Here is a 21,235-nt window from a genome sequence, read left to right as displayed (position 1 = left end):
GCATGTCTGAACGTATGATGGCAAGTGAGGCAGGTAGCTATGATGAGCAGTTTGAATTATCTTTACGCCCTCAAAAATTAACGCAGTATATTGGGCAACATAAAGTGAAGGAAAACTTACAAATATTCATTGAAGCGGCAAAGCTTCGCCAAGAAAGTTTAGACCATGTGCTGTTATATGGACCTCCGGGACTTGGTAAAACGACATTAGCTGCTGTTATTGCGAATGAGATGAATGTCAATGTACGCATGACGAGTGGCCCTGCAATTGAGCGCCCAGGGGATTTAGCAGCTATTTTAAGTTCACTTGAGCCTGGGGACGTTTTATTTATAGATGAAATTCATCGACTCTCCCGTGCCATTGAAGAAGTGCTATATCCAGCAATGGAGGACTTCTGTTTAGATATTGTGGTGGGGAAAGGTCCAGAAGCACGTTCTGTACGCCTTGATTTACCTCCCTTTACCCTTGTAGGTGCTACAACAAGAGCTGGCGCCTTATCAGCCCCTTTAAGGGATCGCTTTGGTGTGTTACTACGCTTAGAATATTATGATGATCGTTCACTTGCTGAAATTGTGGTGCGAAGTGCTCATTTATTTGAGGTGAAAATTGAGCAAGTAGCGGCAATGGAAATGGCGAGACGCTCACGCGGAACACCTCGAATTGCGAATCGTCTATTAAAACGAGTACGAGATTATGCACAAGTGCTTGGAGATGGTATGATAACGGAGGGTCTTGCACAGCAAGCGCTAGAGCTGTTACAAGTTGATCCTAGAGGGCTTGATCATATCGACCATAAACTTGTAACGAACATGATTGAGCGCTTCCAAGGCGGTCCAGTGGGCTTAGATACGCTTGCGGCATCGATTGGTGAGGAACGGGTTACGATAGAGGATGTATATGAACCTTATTTGATGCAAATTGGCCTTATTCAACGTACACCACGGGGAAGAGTTGCCACACATTTAGCCTACGAACATTTTGGATATGAGTATCCACAACAAACATAAAGAAGGAAGTTTTTTCATGCGTGTAGAAGATTTTGATTTTGAATTACCAGAGGAGCTTATTGCTCAAACGCCATTAATTGATCGTACTGCGAGCCGCTTAATGGTTGTTACACCTGGCGCTACTAAAGTAGAGCACCACCATTTTGCTCACGTTTTAGATGAGCTACATGCTGGAGATTGTCTCGTATTAAATGATACAAGAGTCTTACCTGCTCGCTTAATGGGTGTGAAAGAGGAAACAGGTGCACATATAGAAGTATTGTTATTAAAGCAATTAGCTGGTACAGATGAGTGGGAAACACTTGTAAAACCAGCTAAGCGTGTAAAAGTAGGAACTGTTATCACATTTGGTGAAGGTTTATTAACAGCTACTTGTACAGGAGAGCTTGAACATGGCGGACGTACATTTGACTTTCATTATGATGGCATCTTTTATGAAATATTAGAGCAACTTGGTGAAATGCCGTTGCCTCCATATATTCGTGAAAAACTTGAGGACAAGGATCGTTACCAAACGGTTTATGCCAAAGAACGTGGCTCAGCTGCAGCACCAACAGCGGGACTGCATTTCACGGAGCAATTATTAGAGCAGGTAAAAGCGAAAGGTGTAGAAGTGGTCTTTATCACGCTACATGTGGGTCTCGGCACTTTCCGTCCTGTTAGTGTGGATTCGATTGAAAACCATGAAATGCACGCTGAATTCTATAGTGTGACCGAACAAGCGGCAGATACGATTAATCGTGTTAAGCAAAACGGCGGCAAGGTCATAGCTGTTGGGACAACCTCTACACGTACATTGGAGACAATTGGCTCTAAATATGAGGGGGAAGTGCGAGCAGAACAAGGTTGGACGTCTATTTTCATTTATCCAGGCTACAACTTTACGGTGGTGGATGGGTTAATTACAAACTTCCATTTACCGAAATCAACACTTGTCATGCTTGTTAGTACGCTAGCTACTCGAGAAACTATTTTAAGTGCCTATCAGCAAGCAGTGGAGGAAAAATATCGCTTCTTTAGTTTTGGAGATGCGATGTTTATACGTCCGAAAAAATAATAGTGGATATAATCGAAGTACTGTTTTTACTTCAGATAAGAGAGGATTTTTAGTTTATGACACAACCAGCAATTCGATATGAATTACTTCATACTTGTAAACAAACAGGAGCACGTCTTGGCATCGTCCATACACCACATGGCTCCTTTGAAACACCAGCATTCATGCCAGTGGGCACACAAGCAACTGTTAAAACGATGTCGCCAGAGGAATTAAAAGAAATGAATGCTGGGATCATTTTGTCCAATACGTACCATTTATGGCTTCGTCCAGGCAATGATATTGTCAAGGAAGCAGGCGGACTCCATAAATTTATGAACTGGGATCGTCCTATTTTAACGGATTCAGGTGGTTTCCAAGTGTTCTCCCTAAGTCAATTCCGTAAAATTGAGGAGGAAGGCGTTCATTTCCGTAATCACCTTAATGGAGATAAGCTATTTTTAAGCCCTGAAAAAGCAATGGAAATTCAAAATGATTTAGGGTCTGACATTATGATGGCGTTCGATGAATGTCCACCATTTCCTGCGACACATGATTATATGCTGCAATCAGTTGATCGTACAACACGTTGGGCAAAACGCTGTAAAGAAGCGCATAAGCGTCCAGAGGAGCAAGGTTTGTTTGGGATCATCCAAGGCGGAGAGTATGAGGATTTACGCCGTCGTTCAGCAGAAGCATTAGTGGAATTAGATTTCCCAGGCTACGCAATTGGTGGATTATCTGTTGGTGAACCGAAAGATGTGATGAACCGAGTGTTAGAATTTACGACGCCAATGATGCCTGAAAATAAACCACGTTATTTAATGGGGGTTGGCTCACCAGATTCTTTAATTGATGGAGCAATTCGTGGGATTGATATGTTTGACTGTGTGCTGCCAACACGTATTGCGCGTAATGGTACACTAATGACATCTGAAGGCCGTCTAGTGGTGAAAAATGCTAAGTATGCACGTGATTTTGGTCCAATTGATCCGAATTGTGATTGCTATACATGTAAAAACTATTCTCGTGCTTATGTTCGACACCTTATCCGTACGGAAGAAACGTTTGGTATTCGTTTAACGTCTTATCATAATCTACATTTCCTATTGAAGCTGATGGAACAAGTGCGTGAAGCCATTCGTCAAGACCGCCTTGGTGATTTCCGAGAAGAATTCTTTGAAAAATATGGCTTCAATGGGCCAAATGCTAAGAACTTTTAAGCCATTACGCCTTTCATTTTATGTTACTGAATCGAAATAAAAAAGGTAATGTCAACGGCATAATAAGCAATTTTGTAAGGCAAGGGGTTGATTTCCGTTCCACCAGCGTCCTTTCCAGGGGGCGTCAGATGAGCCGCTTCACTCACTGCGTTCGCTCCAGGGTCTCCTCTATGACGCTAAATCCCCTAGGAGTGACACTGGCTCCACTCCAATCAACCATTCTGCAAAAATGTCTTTTCCTTATCTTTCATACGAGCCGTATTTGTATGATTAGAGAAAGGATAGCCTCTTATTTTCAATGTGGAGAAGTGATGAGTGACAACACCCTCCATAAAGAGTAATGAATACCTTCACTTTATTTGAAGATCTTTGCTAAACAGAAACATTTTTATGGATTGGAGTGGAAGGCTACTTGACTCCCGTGGGATAGCTCGGCGCTCGCCCACAGGAAAGCAAGTAGCCTGCAACGGAAATCCTTTTTCACCTTTCATATAAATTCTATGGATGGTTTTGTTTTTCAACACTATGAAAGGACATTAGGCAGTGCCTAATGTCCTTATACTATGGCAATCGTTTTGTAAAAGCATTCAAATCTTTGTAAAAAGTGAATATTTCTAGCAAAATAATGTCAATCATAGAAAAAATATTAGTAATTGAGAAAATTTTTTGGCTTGTCCATCGCTTTTTATTGGTGGAATAGTCTATACTAAAAAAGTGAGATTTGGAAAGGGGGCAAGATATATTATGGATCAATTATTAGGATTAGCGCCAATATTATTAATGTTCGTTGCAATGTGGTTTATCTTAATCCGTCCAGCTAAAAAAAGACAGCAGGAAACACAAAATATGCAAAGTAGTTTGCAACGTGGAGATAAAGTCATTACAATCGGTGGTCTACATGGTGTCGTAGATGCGATTGAGGACACAGCAGTGACGTTAAAAATCGCTGACAATGTACGAGTGAAATTTGACCGTCAAGCAATTGGGCGAATTGTTAATGACAATCAGTAACAAAAGAGAAAAGGCTTACAATAGGGCATTAGCTATGTTGTAAGTCTTTTTTTACACATGAAGCGAACTCATGGCTAGTTAGCTGTTTTTATTTTATGGATCAATACTTCACCAGAATCTTTGCCGTTTACAGTTATTCTGCTTAACGTAAACAGAGAATCGCCCCTTTTCACATGTTTATTTTGAATAACAAAGGCCATCTTAAAACCAGCTTCTTTTGCTAATTTTATGGTGGATGGTGAATGAATGCCGTAAGGATAGCTAATAGCAATGGGCTCATAGCCAAGTTTTTCTTTTATTATTTTTCGTGAGCGAATAAAATCATTTCTAACTCTTTCTTCGTATGCATGATAACTTTCAAGTTGTCCGTCTACAAAACCTGGTCCATATACCGCACCATTTAGCCTACCGTTTTCTGAAGGTAATTTATAATGCAAATCCCATGTGTGACTCTGAACTGTCATATAATCCTTCATTTCCTTTAACTGCTCCCAGCTCATCTTTGGAATTTCTTTTGGCTGTTGAATTTTTTCATCATTTTCTAGGATTCGGCTTGCAATCACAAAGATTTCTGCATGCATATCGTATTTTTTTAAAACAGGGTATGCTTTTTCATAATTGCTTAAATACCCATCATCAAACGTAATTAATATAGGCTTTGGAGGTAATGGCGTTTGCCCATTTAAGTAATCATATAATTGCTGAACAGAAATGGTATGATATCCTGCACCTTTCAGCGCCCTCATTTGATTTTCAAAATTTTCGGGTGAAATAACTGTAGTATTATTTATATGTTCCTCTAAATGATGATACATAAGAACCGGTATTTCCGGCTCTTGGTATCCGTAAATAGGGGAGGAGCTTATTAGCAACAGCAGCATATAAACAACAACGAAAACAATTATTTTCCTTGTCATGTTCTCACCTTGTTTGTTTTTATAGTCGTTAAGCATTTTGTTCTTTGTTATTGTGTACGAACAAGTGGAGACTATTCCTTGAAAATTGTATAAAAAACAATAAGTAAGGTCACTTTGATAGTATGGGGGTGTTTTTATGGAAGAATATTACCATATTATTTTTCGAACTTGTTTTTTATATGTGTTTATTATCATTGTTTTCCGTTTAATGGGTAAACGAGAAGTAGGAGAATTATCAGTCATAGATTTGGTTGTATTTGTATTGATTGCAGAAGTTGCTGCTTTTGCGCTAGATGACTTTAAAAATCCTCTCTTTAATGCCATACTACCTATCATTATTTTGCTCTTTATTCAAATTTTAAGTGCTTACTTATCGTTAAAGTTCAAAAAAATACGAGATTTAGTGGATGGTGACCCAGCTTTATTAGTAAAAGATGGTGTTATTTTAGAGAGTGAGATGCGAAAACACCGCTATAATTTAGATGATTTATGTCAGCAATTACGAGAAAATGGCGTTGCATCAGTGACAGATGTGGCATTTGCCTATTTAGAGCCATCAGGCAATCTTTCCATCTATAAAAAAGATGAAAAAGCTTTCGTGTATCCACTTATTATCGATGGCGATATTCAAGAAAGACATTTATTGACCATGCATAAAGATGTGGATTGGTTAATGGGTGAGCTAGCTAAAAACAATATAACAAACAGTGAAACGGTATTTTTTTGTATTTGGGAAGACCATAAGCTCCACATCCAATTAAAAGAATCTTAAACCTTCTTCGCTAATTTTTTGATGTAGCGGAAATCAGTGATTCGTAACTGATTGGTAAATAATAAAAAAGTAAACAGTAAAAATAATGTAACACCACTGCTCAAAATAAATGGTAGTGATAAGATTGGAATAAGAAAATACTGTGCGACACAAACGGCAATAAAGCAACTATAAGGTACGACAAACATTCTGAAGCCAGCACGTAGGTTTTTTCTTTGTCTAACAGTTGCGATATGCAGGAAGGACGTCAGTAAAACACCAAAGCCAATAGCTACGACGGCTCCTTTTTCCTGAATGCCAGGTTGAGAGGCTAGTACAAACATCACAAATAATTTACCGAGTCCACCATAGATGGAGTTCATCATAGCAGCTTTAGCTTCACCAATCGCTTGTAAGATAGAATGGAGTGGGCTTTGAATATAATAAAAATAAAAAATTGGTGCTAAAATTTTAACGTACCCTCGATTTTCTTCTAGATGGAAGAGCTTCATAGCTAATTCATCACCATGTACAAAGAAATACGTAGCAGCAAAGCAGCCTACTAAGGAAGATAATCTTAGGGAGACCGAAATTCGCTCTTGTAACAGCGGGATGTGCTGTCGAGCGACGGCATCACTCACAGCTGGAATTAGTACAATGGATAAGGCTGTTGATACAAAAGCTGGAAACAATAGTAAGGGTACTAAAACACCAGAGATGACACCATATAAAATAGTAGCAGCAGAAGCGGTTAAACCTGCAACTGTCAAAGCTTTTAAAAAGATAATCGGTTCTAAAAACCAAGTGAAAGAACCAAACAGCTTACTGCCCGCAGAGGGAAGGGCAATACGTAGCATAGGTGATGCAGGGTAGCCTTCGATTTTAGTTTTACGCGTCAATAGTCTCTTTTTCGAAACGATATAATGTAGCCATAAATAGAGGAATGCTACAACCTCAGCAAGAAGTGTAATACCCATTGCAGCAGCAGCAGTAACAGCTGCATTATTGTAATTAGCCACATAAGGCAGCATTAACGTAATGAAGCTAATTCGGACAATTTGCTCAATCATTTGAGCCCAAGCAGTTGGGGTAATTTTAGCTACACCCTGTAAATAAGCACGTAATAACCCAGATCCAACGGACACAGGTACAGCAAAGAGTGCAATCCATAGCGTAAATGTTGTCTGTTCATTATGTAAGAGCGTCGTCGAAATATATGGTATTGTGAGTGCAACGAGTGGCATAAAAATGATCATACCTATGAATGACCAAAGAATGGCCGTACGCATGACACCAAAGATGTTTTCGCGCTTATTTTTTGCTAGTAATTCTGCCACGATTTTAGCTACAGCGATAGGTAGTCCAAGTTGAATGAGTGAGATAAAGAAAATAAATGCTGGATAGACGGTCATATAAATGCCGACAGCCTCTTCACCAGCAATACGCATAAATTGCATTCTATAAAAGAAGCCAAAAAGTTTAGATAAAAAAATCACGAACATTAAAAATAATGTACCTCTTACAAAAGAACTCATGCCATCCGTCCCTTCTCAAGCCGCAAAAATTCATTTACACTATTTGTATGCAAACATGTCTTACGTTACGACTTTGATTGGAGATGATTCAAAATGAGTATGCAATATGAGCAACTATTTGAAAAAATCCGTCCGGCAATTGATAGTAAGATGGCAGAGTTCAAACATTATCAATATGATGCCATTACGGCGGAAGAACTTTGGCGCTACTGTATTGAAAAAAAATGGCGTAAAAAGAAAATCGAACAGCTACGTTTACATGAGGTGATTGCGACCATTTTTGCGGTATCACCATCTGATATTGTCTCATTTAATCAAGTAGAGTTTTTACAAAGTAATAATTGGTTTGAAGAAGTAGGTATGGAAGAATTACAATTACTGCTTGGTCCAGTTAGAACGTAATCAAGGATGTGTCAAATTTTACAATATTTCAAAGAATCCTAAATGTGTTGAATTGACACCAAGCGCAACCTGTTTCATAATAAGTGTGTTGCGCTGTTTTTATTTTGAATAAGTTTTTACTTACATAAGTCTTGAATGCTCTTTTACTTGCATTTGGAAGGCTAGTACCTAATAATACAAAGATAAACTTGCGCGTTATGAACGATTGAATAAGTAGAGCAACCTTTTTGAGGCACAGGTAACACGATTCTAAAGGAAAAGGAGGATTAAACGTTTCAAAAGGTATTGCTAGTTACTTGTTTGGCGTGTAAGGACAGCCCTTACACCAATTCGAGGAGGATTTATTGATGAAACTAAAAAGTCGTATAGTTGCATTCCTATTAATTCTAGTGCTTTTCGCAGCAGGAATTAGTACGACTGTAAACGGCGTCTTAAAGGACATCAAGCTTGGTCTTGACTTACAGGGCGGGTTTGAAGTACTTTACGAGGTAAATGAATTAAAAGATGGTCAAAAAATTACACCTGAAATTGTCACTGCTACGGCAACAGCTCTTGGCAACCGTGTAAATGCTATTGGGGTAAGTGAACCTAGCATTCAAGTTGAGGGAGAAAACCGAATCCGTGTGCAATTAGCAGGTGTTGAAGATCAAGAATCTGCACGTAAGTTATTGTCTACTTCTGCGAATTTAACATTCCGTGATGTTGATGATAATTTATTATTAGATGGAGATGATCTAAAAGAAAATGGAGCAAGTGCTTCCTTTGACCAACAAAATCGCCCAATTGTTTCGCTAAAATTAAAAGATGCGAAAAAATTTGCTGATGTAACAAGTAAGATTGCTGCGAAACCCGCAGGACAAAATTTATTGGTTGTATGGTTAGACTTCGAAGAGGGTGTTGATTCTTATAAAGCGGAATCACAGAAAGCGAAGCCTCGCTATGCATCTGCAGCAACAGTTTCTCAAACATTAAATACAACAGATGTAATGATAAGTGGTAATTTCTCTGTTGAAGAAACAAAAAATCTATCAGGTATTTTAAATGCAGGGGCATTACCTGTTAAACTTGATGAAATTTATTCAACTTCTGTGGGTGCTCAATTTGGTGATGAAGCACTGAAAAGCACTATTTTCGCTGGTATTGTTGGCGTAGTAATCATTTTCTTATTTATGCTATTCTACTATCGTTTACCAGGCTTTATTTCGATCATCACACTTGGTGTATTTACATTCCTAGTACTGGTTGTATTTGATTGGATTAATGCAGTCTTAACGCTTCCTGGTATAGCAGCCATTGTGCTTGGTATAGGAATGGCAGTAGATGCCAATATTTTAGCAGCAGAACGTATTCGAGAAGAATTACGTGTCGGCTACTCAGCGAAGCAAGCCTTCCTACTAGGCTCTAAACAATCTTTATCAGCCATTGTTGATGCACAGCTAACTACATTATTAGCAGCAGGTGTACTATTCTACTTTGGGACAAGCTCTGTTAAAGGATTCGCTACAACATTAATCATTAGTATTTTATTGAGCTTCTTAACAGCAGTGTGGGGCTCACGTGTACTATTAGGTTTACTTGTGAACAGTGGCTATTTCAATAATCCAGCCTGGTATGGTATTGCGAAATCAAAACAACATAGTCTGGATGAAAATATTGGTGCATTAGATTTATCAACGAAATTTGATCGCTTTGACTTTGTACACAATCGTAAGAAATTCTATACATTCTCATTAGCTATTTTAGTGGCTGGTTTAGTTGTTCTTGGTATTTTCCGTCTAAACCTTGGTATTGATTTCTCAAGTGGTACACGTATTCAAATTGAAGCAGATCAAACATTAACAAAAGAAGCAGTGGAAAAATATGTTGATAGTATCGGCTTCCCTTCGGAAGATGTAGTTCTTTCAGGAGAAAAGAGTACCTCAGCGGTTGTACGTTATAAAACCGATTTATCTCAAGCAGATATTTTAAAATTCCAAAAAGAAACAACTGAGGAATATGGTCATAAACCTACTGTAAGTACAGTATCTCCTACTGTTGGTAAGGAACTTGTGAAAAATGCCATTAAGGCATTATCTCTTGCAGCACTAGGTATTATCATTTATGTGGCGATTCGCTTTGAATGGCGCATGGGGGTCGGGGCAATTGTTTCGCTTCTGCATGATGTATTCTTAATTGTTGCTGTGTTTAGTTTCATGCGTTTAGAGGTAGATATTACGTTTATTGCGGCTGTTTTAACAATTGTTGGTTATTCTATTAATGATACAATCGTTACCTTTGACCGTATGCGTGAAAACTTAGATCGATATGATACCATTAATGACCGTGAAATATTGGCAAATATTGTGAATAAATCGCTACGCCAAACGATGGGACGTTCTGTTAATACAGTGTTAACTGTTATTATCGTTGTTGTATCCCTATTAATTTTTGGTGCACCATCTATTCAAAACTTCTCTATCGCTTTATTGATTGGTTTAATTACAGGTATGTATTCTTCTATCTGTATCGCCGCTCAAATCTGGTATTCATTAAAAATTCGTGAAATGAAAAAATCAGATGGAAAGCTACTCAAGAAAGAGAAAAAACAATGGGGAACTGACGAACCTACAGTATAATTTAGTAAGCAGGGAATAGAAAACGATTCGTTTTCTATTCCCTGCTTTTTTGTAGGCGAGATTGCCGAGTGTATTTATAATTTAAATTGCTGAAGGACTTCTTGGAGCTGTTGCGCATTCTGACTTAATTCCTCAGCAACCGCATTCACTTGCTGCATTGTCGCCACTTGTTCGTCAACAGACTCTGCAATCAGTTGAGAATTGCTAGCTGATTGATTTGAAACATTGGCTGTTTCGGTGACAGAGGCGGCAACCTGCTCGGCACTTGCTGAAATTTCTTCGGATGTGGCAGATATTTCTTCAATTTGCTCTGTAAAGGCTGTGACCGCTGAGGTAATAGAGTAGAAAGCATCTCCTGCCTCGTGAATTTTAGACACGCCGTCCTGTACAGAAGCTAAGCCATGGTCCACTGCATTAGCCACATTGCGCGTATCTGTTAGGATTTCCCTCGTAATGGCAACAATTTGATTAGCAGATTGATTGGATTCCTCTGCTAGTTTACGTACTTCATCAGCTACAACGGCAAAGCCTTTACCATGTTCTCCAGCTCTTGCTGCTTCAATGGCCGCATTGAGAGCAAGTAAATTTGTTTGTTCTGAAATGGCTGTAATGACAGTTGTAATTTGTCCAATTTCTTCCGATTGCTTACTTAGCTTTTGAGTCAATGTGGCAATTTCAGAGGTAGCCACAGAAATGATATTCATTTGTTCTTCCGCTGTTGAAATCGTTGCTCCTCCTGTATGGGCTAGTTGGAGCATACTCTCTGCATTGTGGTGAAGACTATGTGTCGCCTCAGCAATGCGTTGAACACCTGCTGCTGTTTCATCCATTGCCAGAGCACTTTGCTGCGAGGTACGAGCGGAAGAAGTGAGCGATGTTGCGTTTTCTTGAATTCTTTGTGCAATATCATCGGATGTTACCGTTACTTCCTCTGTGCTCGCAGTAAGCTCTTCAGAGACAGCTGATAAATGGGATGCACTGTCTTGAATGTTCGTCATCAGACCAGCTAGACTTTGTTTTAATGTATTGACTGCACCCGCAAGTATGCCAATTTCATCTTTTGTCTGATGGTCAAGCTCAGCGATTGTTAAATCTCCTTGTGCTAATGTGTCTGCTGCTTCAGTGACCTTCCGTAATGGCTGAACAATGGAGTTTTTAACAAAATACATAAAATATATACCAATAATAATACTAGCAATTAGTAGACTAATGGAAATAATAAGAGCACGTGAAACGGTATGATTTACTTCTTGATCGACCTTTTGAAGCTGCTCATCATGATAAGCTAATAAATCAGTTGTTAGCTTGAAGATTTCCTTATTGTATTTTGTGACATCGTTATTTATGTAAGTGAGAGCTAAATCCGTATTGCCACTATTAAACGTCTGCAAGGCTTTCGCTGAAGAGGCTAGTAACTCGTTTTGTAATGCAGTGACTTGTTGCATAATATCTTTTGTATAATCAGAGCGAACAAGACCAGAAAGTTCTTGAACTGTTTCAGGTAAAAGTTTGTGATAACGCTCTAAATTATCCCGAGCTGCTTCATCCTTATTATTTAAAACATAGGAGCGTAAAAATAAACCTTGAGACGCAAGTTGTTGCTGTATATTCTCCGTTAATTGAATTTGAACAATACGATGCTTCAATACTTCCTCTAAATCATTTTGTGTTGTTTTGAATTGAAGAAATGATAAGATGCTTGAAATGAGTAGTAAACAGGTTAAAGAAATGAAGCCTAAATTTAATTTTTTGCGAACGGACATATACGTTCCTACTTTCTATATATTATATGGAAAAAATTATTGTTCTGAAATTACTATAACTTGATATATTTACATGGTCAATACTCAGAAAATATTCAATAGTAAGGAATCCTTTTCCCTTTTAAGGTCTTTTTGAAGGATAATATACCTACATAAAAAGTTCTTACGAAAACATAAATTTCAATCTTTTTCTTCAGAATTAATTGACAATTAAATTGGTTTGGCATAGAATTAAGGCTAACTTTTTGTTCGGTCAAGGTAGAAGGCTTCGGGAGCGAGGTCAGCCTAAGAACAGATGAGCTGAGTTTAGATGAGAATAGCTGAGAAATTGTTGAATAAGAGTAGTAGCATAGGTATGTAATTTAGAGAGTCAGTGGGTGGTGTGAACTGATTTACAGCTTATGTGAATGGACTTATGAGAGTCGCTTTTAAAAGCGAACGTGATTCCCCACGTTATAGGGGTGCTTTGAATGTATGGCTAAAATGAAGCTGGTCATCATAGAAAGCACAAAAGTGAGAGCATATGCTCTAATATGAGGTGGCAACGCGGTCATGATCGTCCTCTGCAATTAGGAATAATCCTTTTTGCAGAGGGCTTTTTTTATTTTGCTTCAGCATTCGTCTAGACATTAGCAAAAGGAATTTTTGAAAAGGAGCTTATAAGCTATGCAAACAACGAGTTCAAGAACAAAAATGAAAACTATCAATGGCGATTCTTTAACACCTATTTTAATTTTCAGACGTTTACAGGGGAAATATAAATTTTTGCTGGAGAGCTCTGCACAGCATGAGGGAGCAGGCAGATTTTCATTTATTGGTGCGAATCCACGAAAAACCTATAAAGGTGTGGGACAAGAAATTCAGGAGATATCCTATAAAACGGGAAAAACATATGTGCATAAAGGGGAGCTTTTTGTCCTCCTTAAACGACTTATGCCACGTATCTCTAATACGACACAATTTCCGTTTTCAGGAGGTGCTGTCGGATATATAGGTCATGGTGGAACGACAATGTTCGCTGACGAGAAAATAGGGCTTCCTGATGCGCACTTCCATGTGTATGAAACGATCATTGTGTTCGATCATTTAACAGATGAAGTGACACTGATTCATACAAATATTGATGCGGAAAAACAGCAACCTGATTTGGAAGTGCTGGCCCAACAATTATTAAATGGTGATGCTTATGACGAAGCAACTTATCATTATCACGCAATAGAAAAGGCAACGGATGAATCCTTTGCAGCAGAGTTACAGGCGATGCAAACCAAGTTAAATGATGACATAACAAGGGTAGTACTGCCTAAGCGTTATGTAGCAAATTTTCAAGGTGATGCGTTTTCCTTATACAGACAGCTACGCAAAAAAAAACCTGCACCCTATATGTATTATGTAGAGTTTGAGGATCACGTTATATTAGGCACTTCTCCTGACAGCCTTATACGAGTGAAGGGGGAGCGAGTGATAGCCACACCAACGGAGGGCACCTATCCACGTGGGGAGACTAAAAGTGAAGACCTAAAAAATGAGCGCACATTATATGAACAAACGGACATTCGAAATTCACATGCAATACTCGTTAGTGCCATTCAGCAAAAATTACAGTCTGTTTGTTTTCGAGACTCTGTTCAGGTCATTGAGGCCATGCGTATTGAAAGGTCAAAACAGGCACTGCACTTGACGTCGAGAGTAGAAGGTCGGCTTTTACCTATGTTGCACGCTTTGGATGTACTGGCAGTAACAATCCCACCATTTTCAGTTACAGAGATTTCTAAGAAGCAGGTGATACGTTACTTAGAAAATGGGTCACACATGGCAGGTATTTTTGGTGATGCTCTTGGCTTTATTGGATTCAATGGCCATTTGGATTTTGCTTTAACAGCGCAATCCATTGTAGTTGAACATAAAACGATGTATATGCAATCCACAATAACAATGACTAAATATACGAATATCCCTAACGTGTTACAGCAAGTGCAAGAGGAAGAGAAAGGTTTTTTACAGTTATTGGTTAACGATGGAGGGCGAAACTGATGGAACAATTACAACGGAAAGTAGTGCAAGGTGAACATCTGATGTATGAGGAAATGCTGAAGGTCGCGCAATGGTTATTTCAGGATGAGACACCTAAAGAGGAAATCGCCAGTTTTTTAACGGCTTTAGCTGTGAAAGGGGAAACAGCACACGAGGTAGCAGCATTAGCAACCATTATGCGTTCTTTTGCACGTGATGTAGCTGTAAAAGAAGACGACTATATGGATAATTGTGGTACGGGTGGAGATGGTCTTCATACCTTCAACATTAGTACAGCCTCTGCTTTTGTACTAGCTGGAGCAGGTGTCAAAATGGCAAAGCATGGGAATCGTAAAATATCTTCATCCTCGGGTAGCTCAGATGTGTTGGAGGCATTGGGTATTCATACAGCTATTTCCATACCTCAAACGATTGGATTGCTAGAGAAAGAAGGAATCGCTTTTATCTATGCACCGAATGTTCATCCAAAATTAAAGCGAATTGGCGAAGTTCGTCGTTCATTAGGAAAACCAACGATTTTTAATCTAGTCGGTCCTTTAACCAATCCAGTACCATTATTTACGCAATTCACAGGTATTAATCGTCCTGATTTTGTCATGGAATATGCCTCAGTCCTACAGATGCTAGGGCGGGAGCGAGCCATTGTTGTTTCAGGTCCTAAGGGGCTTGATGAGGCTTCCTTAGCAGGACAAAATACATTGGTCCTAGTAGATAGAGGAGATTTAATTCCCTTCTCCTTGTCGGCTGAAGATGTTGGTCTTCAAGCAGCACCTTTAGAAGCTATCCGTGGTGGCAATGCAGATGACAATGCGGTCATTATGAAAAAAATATTGGCTGGAGAGCACAGTGCGTACTTAGATACGGTGTTATTAAATACGGGTATTGGCTTATTCGGTTATGGTCAAGCAGAAACCATTAAAGAAGGTGTCGCGATGGCGAAGGAAAGTATTTTTAGTGGGAGAGCATTGAAAAAATTGGAAGCAGTTATTACTTACAGTGAACAAATGAAAGAAGTGGAGGTAGGGCAATGAATATACTCTATAAAATTCTGCAGCAAAAGAAAATTGAGATAGGTGCTTTATTAGAGCAGCCAGATCCTTTAGCAAATTTTACAGAAAAGTCACGACCCTCATTAGTCAAAACATTACGTCAAGCTACAACATTACAGGTCGTTGCTGAAATGAAACGTGCTTCGCCCTCCAGGGGGGTCATCGCTGGTGCGGCAGATCCAGTTGCTCAAGCACAGGTCTATGCACAGGCAGGAGCAGCAGCTATTTCTGTTTTAACAGATAAGGCGTTTTTTAAAGGCTCCTTTGAAGATTTAGCGGCAGTTGCTCATGTTGTTGACACGCCTCTTCTTTGTAAGGATTTTATGATAGATCGGGTGCAGATTCGATTTGCGAAGGCAGCAGGTGCCTCTATTATTTTATTAATTGTGGCGGCCTTAACGGATGACGCTTTACGCGACTTATATAGTTATGCAACGGGCTTAGGCCTAGAAGTTTTAGTGGAAGTACACGATACAGAGGAGCTTGAACGTGCTCTTGCAGTAGATGCAAAGTTGATTGGTGTCAATAATCGGGATTTACGTACCTTTGAGGTTAGTCTACAACGGACAAAAGAAATTGCCGAAGTTTTCCCATTCAGTGAGCAACGTGTATTAATTAGTGAAAGTGGTATTTGGTCACAGGAAGATGCCAATCAAGTTGCCACAATGGGAGCTAGTGGCGTTCTTGTAGGGGAGGCATTGATGCGCAGTGAAGACGCGGGGCAAGCACTACAACGTTTACAGGTACTAAAGGAGGCAGCTTCTATATGACAAAAGTCAAAATTTGTGGATTACAAGAACAAGTACATGTCAAAACAGCCATTCATGCTGGCGCAGATGCCATTGGTTTTGTTTTTGCACCAAGTAAACGTCGTGTAACTGTTGAGCAAGCCCAACAGTTAGCGAAGGAGGTGCCACGAGGTGTTTTGAAAATAGGTGTCTTTGTCAATCCCACACCAGCTGAATTAAAGGAAGCGGTAGAGCGCGTGCCTTTAGACTATGTGCAATATCATGGAGAGGAAACGCCAGCATTTATTCAGGAGCAAGGCTACCCAGCCATTAAGGCATTGTCGATACGAGGAAGAGAGGATGTTCAAGCAGCTGTTCATTATCAGGTGGATTATTATTTATTTGATGCGCCTGGAACAGATTTTAAAGGTGGTAGCGGTCATACTTTTGATTGGACGTTACTTGAGGAAGTAGGTATTCCACGAGAGAAATTATTATTAGCGGGTGGTCTCAATGTGGACAATATTGAAGCGGCCATTTTAAGTGTAGCTCCTGTAATGGTGGATGTATCAAGTGGCGTGGAAACAGACGGAGTCAAAGATTCTATAAAAATACAGGCATTTTTGCAGGCAGTAAAGAGGGGGAGCGAATAATGGGAAATTCAATCGCATTTAATGTACCGACTAAGGAAGGTCGTTACGGACAATTTGGTGGACGTTATGTGCCAGAAACATTAATGACAGCTTTACTAGAATTAGAAACAGCTTATGAAGAAGCGATGAAGGATTCAATGTTTACAGAGGAGCTATCCTATTATTTACAGGAGTATGTAGGGCGAGAAACCCCACTCTATTACGCAGAAAATTTAACGAACGCACTTGGAGGAGCTAAGATTTATTTAAAGCGTGAAGATTTAAATCATACAGGTGCACATAAAATTAACAATGCGATTGGGCAGGCGCTTCTTGCCAAACGCATGGGCAAAAAGAAAATTGTTGCTGAAACAGGTGCAGGACAGCATGGTGTGGCAACGGCTACTGCTTGTGCCTTATTAAATCTAGAATGTGTTGTTTTTATGGGTGCGGAAGATATGAAACGTCAGCAGTTAAATGTTTTTCGCATGGAGTTGCTTGGCACAAAGGTTCAATCGGTGGAAAGTGGTTCTAAAACTTTAAAGGATGCTGTGAATGCAGCACTACGCTATTGGGTGACAAATGTTGAGGATACGCATTATATTTTAGGCTCTGCCTTAGGACCTCACCCATTTCCTAAAATCGTTCGAGACTTTCAGCGTGTCATTGGGGTAGAAACGAGAAAGCAAATTTTGCAAAAGGAAGGTCGTTTACCTGATGCTGTTGTGGCTTGTATTGGTGGCGGCAGTAATGCAATTGGTATGTTTCATCCGTTCGTAGATGATGCATCAGTCGCTTTATATGGTGTAGAGGCGGCAGGGAGTGGTCTTGAAACAGGGAAACACGCTGCGGCAATTGCAGGTGGACAATTAGGTGTATTGCATGGTGCCTACATGTATTTATTACAGGATGAAAATGGCTTTGTCCAAGAAGCACATTCGATTTCCGCGGGGTTAGATTATCCGGGAAAAGGGCCAGAACATTGTTATTTACATGATATCGGTCGAGCGCAGTTTGACGCCATCACAGATGCTGAGGCACTAGAAGGCTTACAATTGTTAAGTCGAACAGAGGGGATACTTCCTGCGCTTGAAAGTTCCCATGCTATTGCTTACACAGCAAAACTTGCTAAAACCATGCCGAAAGACCAGATCATTGTAGTGTGCTTGTCTGGTCGCGGAGATAAGGATGTACACACGGTTAGGGCGGTACTAGGAGGAGATGGCAAATGACGACGTTACAACAAGCAATTGAACAAGCAAAGGTAGCAGGAAACAAAGCCTTTATTCCGTATATCATGGCAGGTGATGGAGGGCTAGAAACGATCAAGCCAACCATCCTAACACTACAGCAGCTAGGTGTGACAGCTATTGAAGTAGGTATCCCCTTTACAGACCCTGTTGCAGATGGGCCAACAATTGAGCGGGCAGGAGAACGTGCACTCGCAGCTGGCGTAACATTAACGAAGGTATTGCAAACGCTCACTTCATTTAGAGATGAAATCACGGTACCTCTAGTTGTCATGACTTATTTCAATCCAGTGTTAGCGTATGGCTTAGAGGCTTTTGCAAAAGCCTGTGTAGCTGGGGGCGTTAAGGGAATAATCGTACCAGATGTTCCATTAGAAGAAAGTGCTCTATTACGGGAGGCATTAAACCCATATACGATTGATGTTGTTCAACTCGTCTCTTTAACAAGCCCTCCTGAGCGTATTGCTCGTATTGCAGCAGCTAGTCAGGGCTTCGTTTATGCTGTGACTGTGAATGGAATTACAGGGGCAAGGTCCCGTTTTGCTGCAAACTTAGAGCAGCATTTTGCAAGTCTACGTCAAGCAAGTTCAATCCCTGTGCTTGCAGGCTTTGGTATTTCAACACCTGAGCAAGTGAAAAGGATGGGGTCATTGGGAGATGGAGTTATTGTTGGTAGTGCTATTGTAACAGCATTGCATGAAGAAGATATGACCACCGTAGCAGCATTAGTGGCCGCTTCAAAAGGTGTATTCGAGAAGTCTACTCTATAGAGTAGGCTTTTTTGCTGCTAGATGGATAGTAAGTTTAAACTGATGGATTAATCAGTAAAAGGGGCGGATAGAAATTTTCACATTGATGGATAAAACTATCAATCTAACGGATAGTGCGTATCCAATAGAATTTCGGTATAATAGCTTTCGTAAGGAAGTGAGAAGATGATTCTATCGAAAAAAAGATGGCAGGTGGAGCGTCCAGATGCCACACTTGTACAAGCATTACAAAATGACTTACAACTTTCCGCGATTGCTGCAAAAATTTTAGCAGCACGAGGCTGTGAAACTACGGCTGAAGCAGAAAGCTTATTAAATATGACTGAAGCAAATGTCCATGACCCATTTCTTATGTACGGTATGGCTGAAGCAGTAGCACGAATTGAGCAAGCATTAGAAAATGGGCAGAAGATTTTAGTCTATGGCGATTATGATGCCGATGGTGTCACAAGCACGACTGTTATGCTAAATGTTTTACTAGATCTTGGAGCGGATGTATCCTTTAAAATCCCCAATCGTTTTATCCATGGTTATGGTCCACATGAGGCATTATTTCGTGAAGCATATGAAGAGGGTGTACAGTTAATCATAACAGTAGATAACGGGATATCTGGTATCGAACCTGTTCGAGTGGCTAAAGAGCTTGGCATGGATGTCATTGTGACAGATCACCATGAGCCAGGTGAGGAACTACCGCCAGCAGATATTATTCTTCATCCTCGATTACCAGAAGGTCATTATCCGTTTGGAGAGCTAGCTGGAGTAGGTGTAGCCTTTAAGTTAGCACATGCTTTATATGGTGAACTACCAATTCATTTAATGGAATTGGTGGCGATTGGAACTGTAGCCGATTTAGTTCCTTTAGTGGATGAAAATCGCTATCTCGTGAAGCGAGGTATACAGGAAATGCGTCGTTCCCTTAGTCCATGGGTACAAGCAATGTGTGATATAGCCAGTACAGAGCAGGCAAAAATTACGGAAGAGACAATTGGCTTTTATTTTGGCCCTCGATTAAATGCTGTTGGTCGACTCGGAGAAGCAGCTCCAGGAGTCGAGTTATTAATGGCAGATGATAGTGCTAAAGCAAGCGCATTGGCAAAGCAGCTTAATGCCTGCAATACAGAGCGCAAAGATATTGTGAAAAGCATTACAGATGAGGCCATTGCACTTATTGAATCGGATGAAAAAATCGGCAATTCCTTAGTTCTTGTTGTGGCGGGGGAAGGCTGGAATGCAGGCGTTGTTGGAATAGTTGCCTCACGACTTGTTGAGCAGTACTATCGTCCAACCATTGTCCTTTCACTTGATCCTGAAAAGGGCACAGCAAAGGGTTCCGCTCGAAGCATTGAAGGCTTCCATCTATATAATGAACTAGCTAAAAACCGAGATATTTTACCGCATTTTGGTGGACATCCTATGGCCGCAGGCATGACCTTATCGTTAGAGCATGTGGATGAACTACGTACACGCTTGGATGCACAGGCAAGAGAATGTTTAACAGAGGAGCAATTAACACCAATCGTCCATATTGATATTCCGTTAAGCATCGATGAAGTTTCAGCAGATGCTATTGAAGAAATTTCAGCACTAGGACCATTTGGAACAGATTTTCCAAAGCCTGTTTACGTACTTGAGGATGTTGAAATCTCATCTATGCGTAAAATTGGAGCAGCTGAGAATCATATTAAAATGGAATTAACAAATGGCTATGATAAATTAGATAGTGTCGGCTTTAATAAAGGGCATTTACATGATGAATTAACGTATGGCATTAAAGTATCCTTTATAGGCGATTTACAAATTAATGAATGGCAGGGACGTAAAAAAGCCCAATTTATGATCGAGGATGTCCAAACAACGGAATGGCAGCTATTTGATATTCGTGGTATCCGTCAAACTGCGCGTTGGCTTAATACGGTACCGAAGGATGAGGCACAGTTTATTGCCTTTCATCCAGCAACGATGGCGTATTATCAATCATTGATTGGTGCTCCTATTACAGTAGTTGACCCAGCACTATCCAATGTGGAACAAAGTGATTATATTGTGCTCTTAGATTTGCCACAACAAGTTCAAAGACTAGAAGAGGTGTTACAGAAGACGACACCTTCACGTATTTATGCGCATTTTTATATGCCTGATTCGCAATACTTTAGTGGTTTACCTACTCGTGAGCAATTTTCTTGGTATTATAAATTTTTGAAAAATCGACCAGCCTTTCCGCTTGATATGCATATAGCAGATTTAGCAAAGCATACAGGTTGGCCATTGGATGTATTAAAATTTATGACACAGGTGTTTTTTGAGCTTGGTTTTGTTAAAATGGAGAGTGGACTGACGACTGTCAACGTGAATGCCCCAAAACAAGCACTAACAGAGGCACCGTCTTACAAACAACGTTCAGAACAGATTGAAATGGAGCAAAAGCTTGTCTATGCTCCTTATATAGAATTAAAACAATGGTTTGATGAACGATTAACATAAACGGACGTACAGCGTTTCGTAGGAGGAG

18 protein-coding genes and 1 other annotated feature are annotated in these 21,235 nt (G+C 40.0%); of the genes, 14 read left to right on the top strand and 4 right to left on the bottom strand.

Going from position 1 to position 21,235, the window contains the following annotated elements; translation table 11 throughout:
* Nucleotides 1-2 precede the first annotated feature (2 nt).
* The 3 genes from ruvB to tgt are packed head-to-tail and all read left to right on the top strand — an operon-like array spanning nucleotide 3 to nucleotide 3,266.
* On the top strand, nucleotides 3-1,007 hold the full coding sequence (gene ruvB / locus CRI88_RS07400) for a Holliday junction branch migration DNA helicase RuvB (protein WP_036124152.1): 1,005 nt from the start codon (nucleotides 3-5) through the stop codon (nucleotides 1,005-1,007).
* A gap of 16 nt (nucleotides 1,008-1,023) precedes the next feature.
* Entirely contained in the window at nucleotides 1,024-2,064 is a 1,041-nt protein-coding gene (queA, locus tag CRI88_RS07395) for a tRNA preQ1(34) S-adenosylmethionine ribosyltransferase-isomerase QueA (protein WP_036124157.1), read from the top strand.
* Nucleotides 2,065-2,120: 56 nt separating this feature from the next.
* Nucleotides 2,121-3,266: a tRNA guanosine(34) transglycosylase Tgt gene (tgt, locus tag CRI88_RS07390; RefSeq protein WP_036124159.1), complete on the top strand. Its 1,146-nt coding sequence runs from the start codon at nucleotides 2,121-2,123 to the stop codon at nucleotides 3,264-3,266.
* A gap of 23 nt (nucleotides 3,267-3,289) precedes the next feature.
* Here the strand turns inward: tgt and CRI88_RS22755 are convergent, their stop codons facing one another.
* Complete coding sequence (locus tag CRI88_RS22755) at nucleotides 3,290-3,412, bottom strand: hypothetical protein (RefSeq protein ID WP_257982879.1); 123 nt, start codon at nucleotides 3,410-3,412, stop codon at nucleotides 3,290-3,292.
* A gap of 598 nt (nucleotides 3,413-4,010) precedes the next feature.
* Between CRI88_RS22755 and yajC the strand changes: the two genes are divergently transcribed.
* The gene (yajC, locus tag CRI88_RS07385) at nucleotides 4,011-4,277 is read left to right on the top strand and encodes a preprotein translocase subunit YajC (protein ID WP_036124438.1); all 267 of its coding nucleotides are present in this window, start codon (nucleotides 4,011-4,013) and stop codon (nucleotides 4,275-4,277) included.
* Between the two features lie 74 nt (nucleotides 4,278-4,351).
* Here yajC and CRI88_RS07380 read toward each other — a convergent pair whose 3' ends face one another.
* Nucleotides 4,352-5,230: a polysaccharide deacetylase family protein gene (locus CRI88_RS07380; protein WP_257982878.1), complete on the bottom strand. Its 879-nt coding sequence runs from the start codon at nucleotides 5,228-5,230 to the stop codon at nucleotides 4,352-4,354.
* Nucleotides 5,231-5,330: 100 nt separating this feature from the next.
* On the opposite strand from CRI88_RS07380, the gene CRI88_RS07375 reads away from it, so the two are divergent.
* Nucleotides 5,331-5,966 carry a DUF421 domain-containing protein gene (locus CRI88_RS07375; RefSeq protein ID WP_036124431.1) on the top strand — a complete coding sequence of 212 codons (636 nt, stop codon included), beginning with the start codon at nucleotides 5,331-5,333 and terminating at the stop codon, nucleotides 5,964-5,966.
* Here CRI88_RS07375 and CRI88_RS07370 read toward each other — a convergent pair.
* Entirely contained in the window at nucleotides 5,963-7,480 is a 1,518-nt protein-coding gene (locus CRI88_RS07370; protein ID WP_036124428.1) for a putative polysaccharide biosynthesis protein, read from the bottom strand. The two genes, CRI88_RS07375 and CRI88_RS07370, sit on opposite strands and share 4 nt — an antisense overlap.
* 93 nt (nucleotides 7,481-7,573) lie before the next feature.
* On the opposite strand from CRI88_RS07370, the gene CRI88_RS07365 reads away from it, so the two are divergent.
* The gene (locus tag CRI88_RS07365; RefSeq protein ID WP_036124425.1) at nucleotides 7,574-7,882 is read left to right on the top strand and encodes a post-transcriptional regulator; all 309 of its coding nucleotides are present in this window, start codon (nucleotides 7,574-7,576) and stop codon (nucleotides 7,880-7,882) included.
* Nucleotides 7,883-8,229: 347 nt separating this feature from the next.
* Nucleotides 8,230-10,497 (top strand): protein translocase subunit SecDF, encoded by a 2,268-nt coding sequence (secDF, locus tag CRI88_RS07360; protein ID WP_101966519.1) that lies wholly within the window; start codon nucleotides 8,230-8,232, stop codon nucleotides 10,495-10,497.
* Between the two features lie 74 nt (nucleotides 10,498-10,571).
* Here secDF and CRI88_RS07355 read toward each other — a convergent pair whose 3' ends face one another.
* Nucleotides 10,572-12,260, bottom strand: coding sequence for a methyl-accepting chemotaxis protein (locus CRI88_RS07355; RefSeq protein WP_101966518.1), 1,689 nt, complete (start codon nucleotides 12,258-12,260; stop codon nucleotides 10,572-10,574).
* 322 nt (nucleotides 12,261-12,582) lie between these two features.
* Nucleotides 12,583-12,827: a binding site (T-box leader), on the top strand.
* A gap of 99 nt (nucleotides 12,828-12,926) precedes the next feature.
* Here CRI88_RS07355 and CRI88_RS07350 point away from each other — a divergent pair.
* From CRI88_RS07350 to recJ, 7 genes are all read left to right on the top strand, one after another.
* The gene (locus CRI88_RS07350) at nucleotides 12,927-14,294 is read left to right on the top strand and encodes a chorismate-binding protein (RefSeq protein WP_058845301.1); all 1,368 of its coding nucleotides are present in this window, start codon (nucleotides 12,927-12,929) and stop codon (nucleotides 14,292-14,294) included.
* On the top strand, nucleotides 14,294-15,325 hold the full coding sequence (gene trpD / locus CRI88_RS07345; protein ID WP_058845302.1) for an anthranilate phosphoribosyltransferase: 1,032 nt from the start codon (nucleotides 14,294-14,296) through the stop codon (nucleotides 15,323-15,325). Before CRI88_RS07350 ends, trpD begins: the two co-directional genes overlap by 1 nt.
* Nucleotides 15,322-16,113 carry an indole-3-glycerol phosphate synthase TrpC gene (trpC, locus tag CRI88_RS07340; protein ID WP_058845303.1) on the top strand — a complete coding sequence of 264 codons (792 nt, stop codon included), beginning with the start codon at nucleotides 15,322-15,324 and terminating at the stop codon, nucleotides 16,111-16,113. Before trpD ends, trpC begins: the two co-directional genes overlap by 4 nt.
* Nucleotides 16,110-16,724: a phosphoribosylanthranilate isomerase gene (locus tag CRI88_RS07335; protein WP_058845304.1), complete on the top strand. Its 615-nt coding sequence runs from the start codon at nucleotides 16,110-16,112 to the stop codon at nucleotides 16,722-16,724. The genes trpC and CRI88_RS07335 overlap by 4 nt, the downstream gene beginning before the upstream one ends.
* Nucleotides 16,724-17,935, top strand: a complete 1,212-nt coding sequence (gene trpB, locus CRI88_RS07330; RefSeq protein ID WP_058845305.1) for a tryptophan synthase subunit beta — start codon at nucleotides 16,724-16,726, stop codon at nucleotides 17,933-17,935. The genes CRI88_RS07335 and trpB overlap by 1 nt, the downstream gene beginning before the upstream one ends.
* Nucleotides 17,932-18,723, top strand: coding sequence for a tryptophan synthase subunit alpha (gene trpA, locus CRI88_RS07325; protein ID WP_058845306.1), 792 nt, complete (start codon nucleotides 17,932-17,934; stop codon nucleotides 18,721-18,723). Before trpB ends, trpA begins: the two co-directional genes overlap by 4 nt.
* 165 nt (nucleotides 18,724-18,888) lie before the next feature.
* Nucleotides 18,889-21,207, top strand: coding sequence for a single-stranded-DNA-specific exonuclease RecJ (gene recJ, locus CRI88_RS07320; protein WP_101966517.1), 2,319 nt, complete (start codon nucleotides 18,889-18,891; stop codon nucleotides 21,205-21,207).
* The last annotated feature ends 28 nt before the right edge of the window (nucleotides 21,208-21,235 follow it).

The sequence above is a fragment of the Lysinibacillus fusiformis genome, assembly GCF_002845985.1.
GTDB classification, from domain to species: domain Bacteria; phylum Bacillota; class Bacilli; order Bacillales_A; family Planococcaceae; genus Lysinibacillus; species Lysinibacillus fusiformis_D.
This window is presented reverse-complemented; position numbering and strand designations above follow the sequence as displayed.

Excerpts from the sequence above, each read along its gene's own strand:
- ruvB (WP_036124152.1), top strand. The coding sequence starts at position 3 with ATGTCTGAACGTATGATGGCAAGTGAGGCAGGTAGCTATGATGAGCAG.
- CRI88_RS07335 (WP_058845304.1), top strand. The coding sequence starts at position 16,110 with ATGACAAAAGTCAAAATTTGTGGATTACAAGAACAAGTACATGTCAAA.
- queA (WP_036124157.1), top strand. The coding sequence starts at position 1,024 with ATGCGTGTAGAAGATTTTGATTTTGAATTACCAGAGGAGCTTATTGCT.
- trpA (WP_058845306.1), top strand. The coding sequence starts at position 17,932 with ATGACGACGTTACAACAAGCAATTGAACAAGCAAAGGTAGCAGGAAAC.
- trpB (WP_058845305.1), top strand. The coding sequence starts at position 16,724 with ATGGGAAATTCAATCGCATTTAATGTACCGACTAAGGAAGGTCGTTAC.
- CRI88_RS07370 (WP_036124428.1), bottom strand. The coding sequence starts at position 7,480 with ATGAGTTCTTTTGTAAGAGGTACATTATTTTTAATGTTCGTGATTTTT.
- trpD (WP_058845302.1), top strand. The coding sequence starts at position 14,294 with ATGGAACAATTACAACGGAAAGTAGTGCAAGGTGAACATCTGATGTAT.
- CRI88_RS07365 (WP_036124425.1), top strand. The coding sequence starts at position 7,574 with ATGAGTATGCAATATGAGCAACTATTTGAAAAAATCCGTCCGGCAATT.
- yajC (WP_036124438.1), top strand. The coding sequence starts at position 4,011 with ATGGATCAATTATTAGGATTAGCGCCAATATTATTAATGTTCGTTGCA.
- CRI88_RS07350 (WP_058845301.1), top strand. The coding sequence starts at position 12,927 with ATGCAAACAACGAGTTCAAGAACAAAAATGAAAACTATCAATGGCGAT.
- trpC (WP_058845303.1), top strand. The coding sequence starts at position 15,322 with ATGAATATACTCTATAAAATTCTGCAGCAAAAGAAAATTGAGATAGGT.
- CRI88_RS07355 (WP_101966518.1), bottom strand. The coding sequence starts at position 12,260 with ATGTCCGTTCGCAAAAAATTAAATTTAGGCTTCATTTCTTTAACCTGT.
- CRI88_RS07380 (WP_257982878.1), bottom strand. The coding sequence starts at position 5,230 with ATGCTTAACGACTATAAAAACAAACAAGGTGAGAACATGACAAGGAAA.
- recJ (WP_101966517.1), top strand. The coding sequence starts at position 18,889 with ATGATTCTATCGAAAAAAAGATGGCAGGTGGAGCGTCCAGATGCCACA.
- CRI88_RS07375 (WP_036124431.1), top strand. The coding sequence starts at position 5,331 with ATGGAAGAATATTACCATATTATTTTTCGAACTTGTTTTTTATATGTG.
- tgt (WP_036124159.1), top strand. The coding sequence starts at position 2,121 with ATGACACAACCAGCAATTCGATATGAATTACTTCATACTTGTAAACAA.
- secDF (WP_101966519.1), top strand. The coding sequence starts at position 8,230 with ATGAAACTAAAAAGTCGTATAGTTGCATTCCTATTAATTCTAGTGCTT.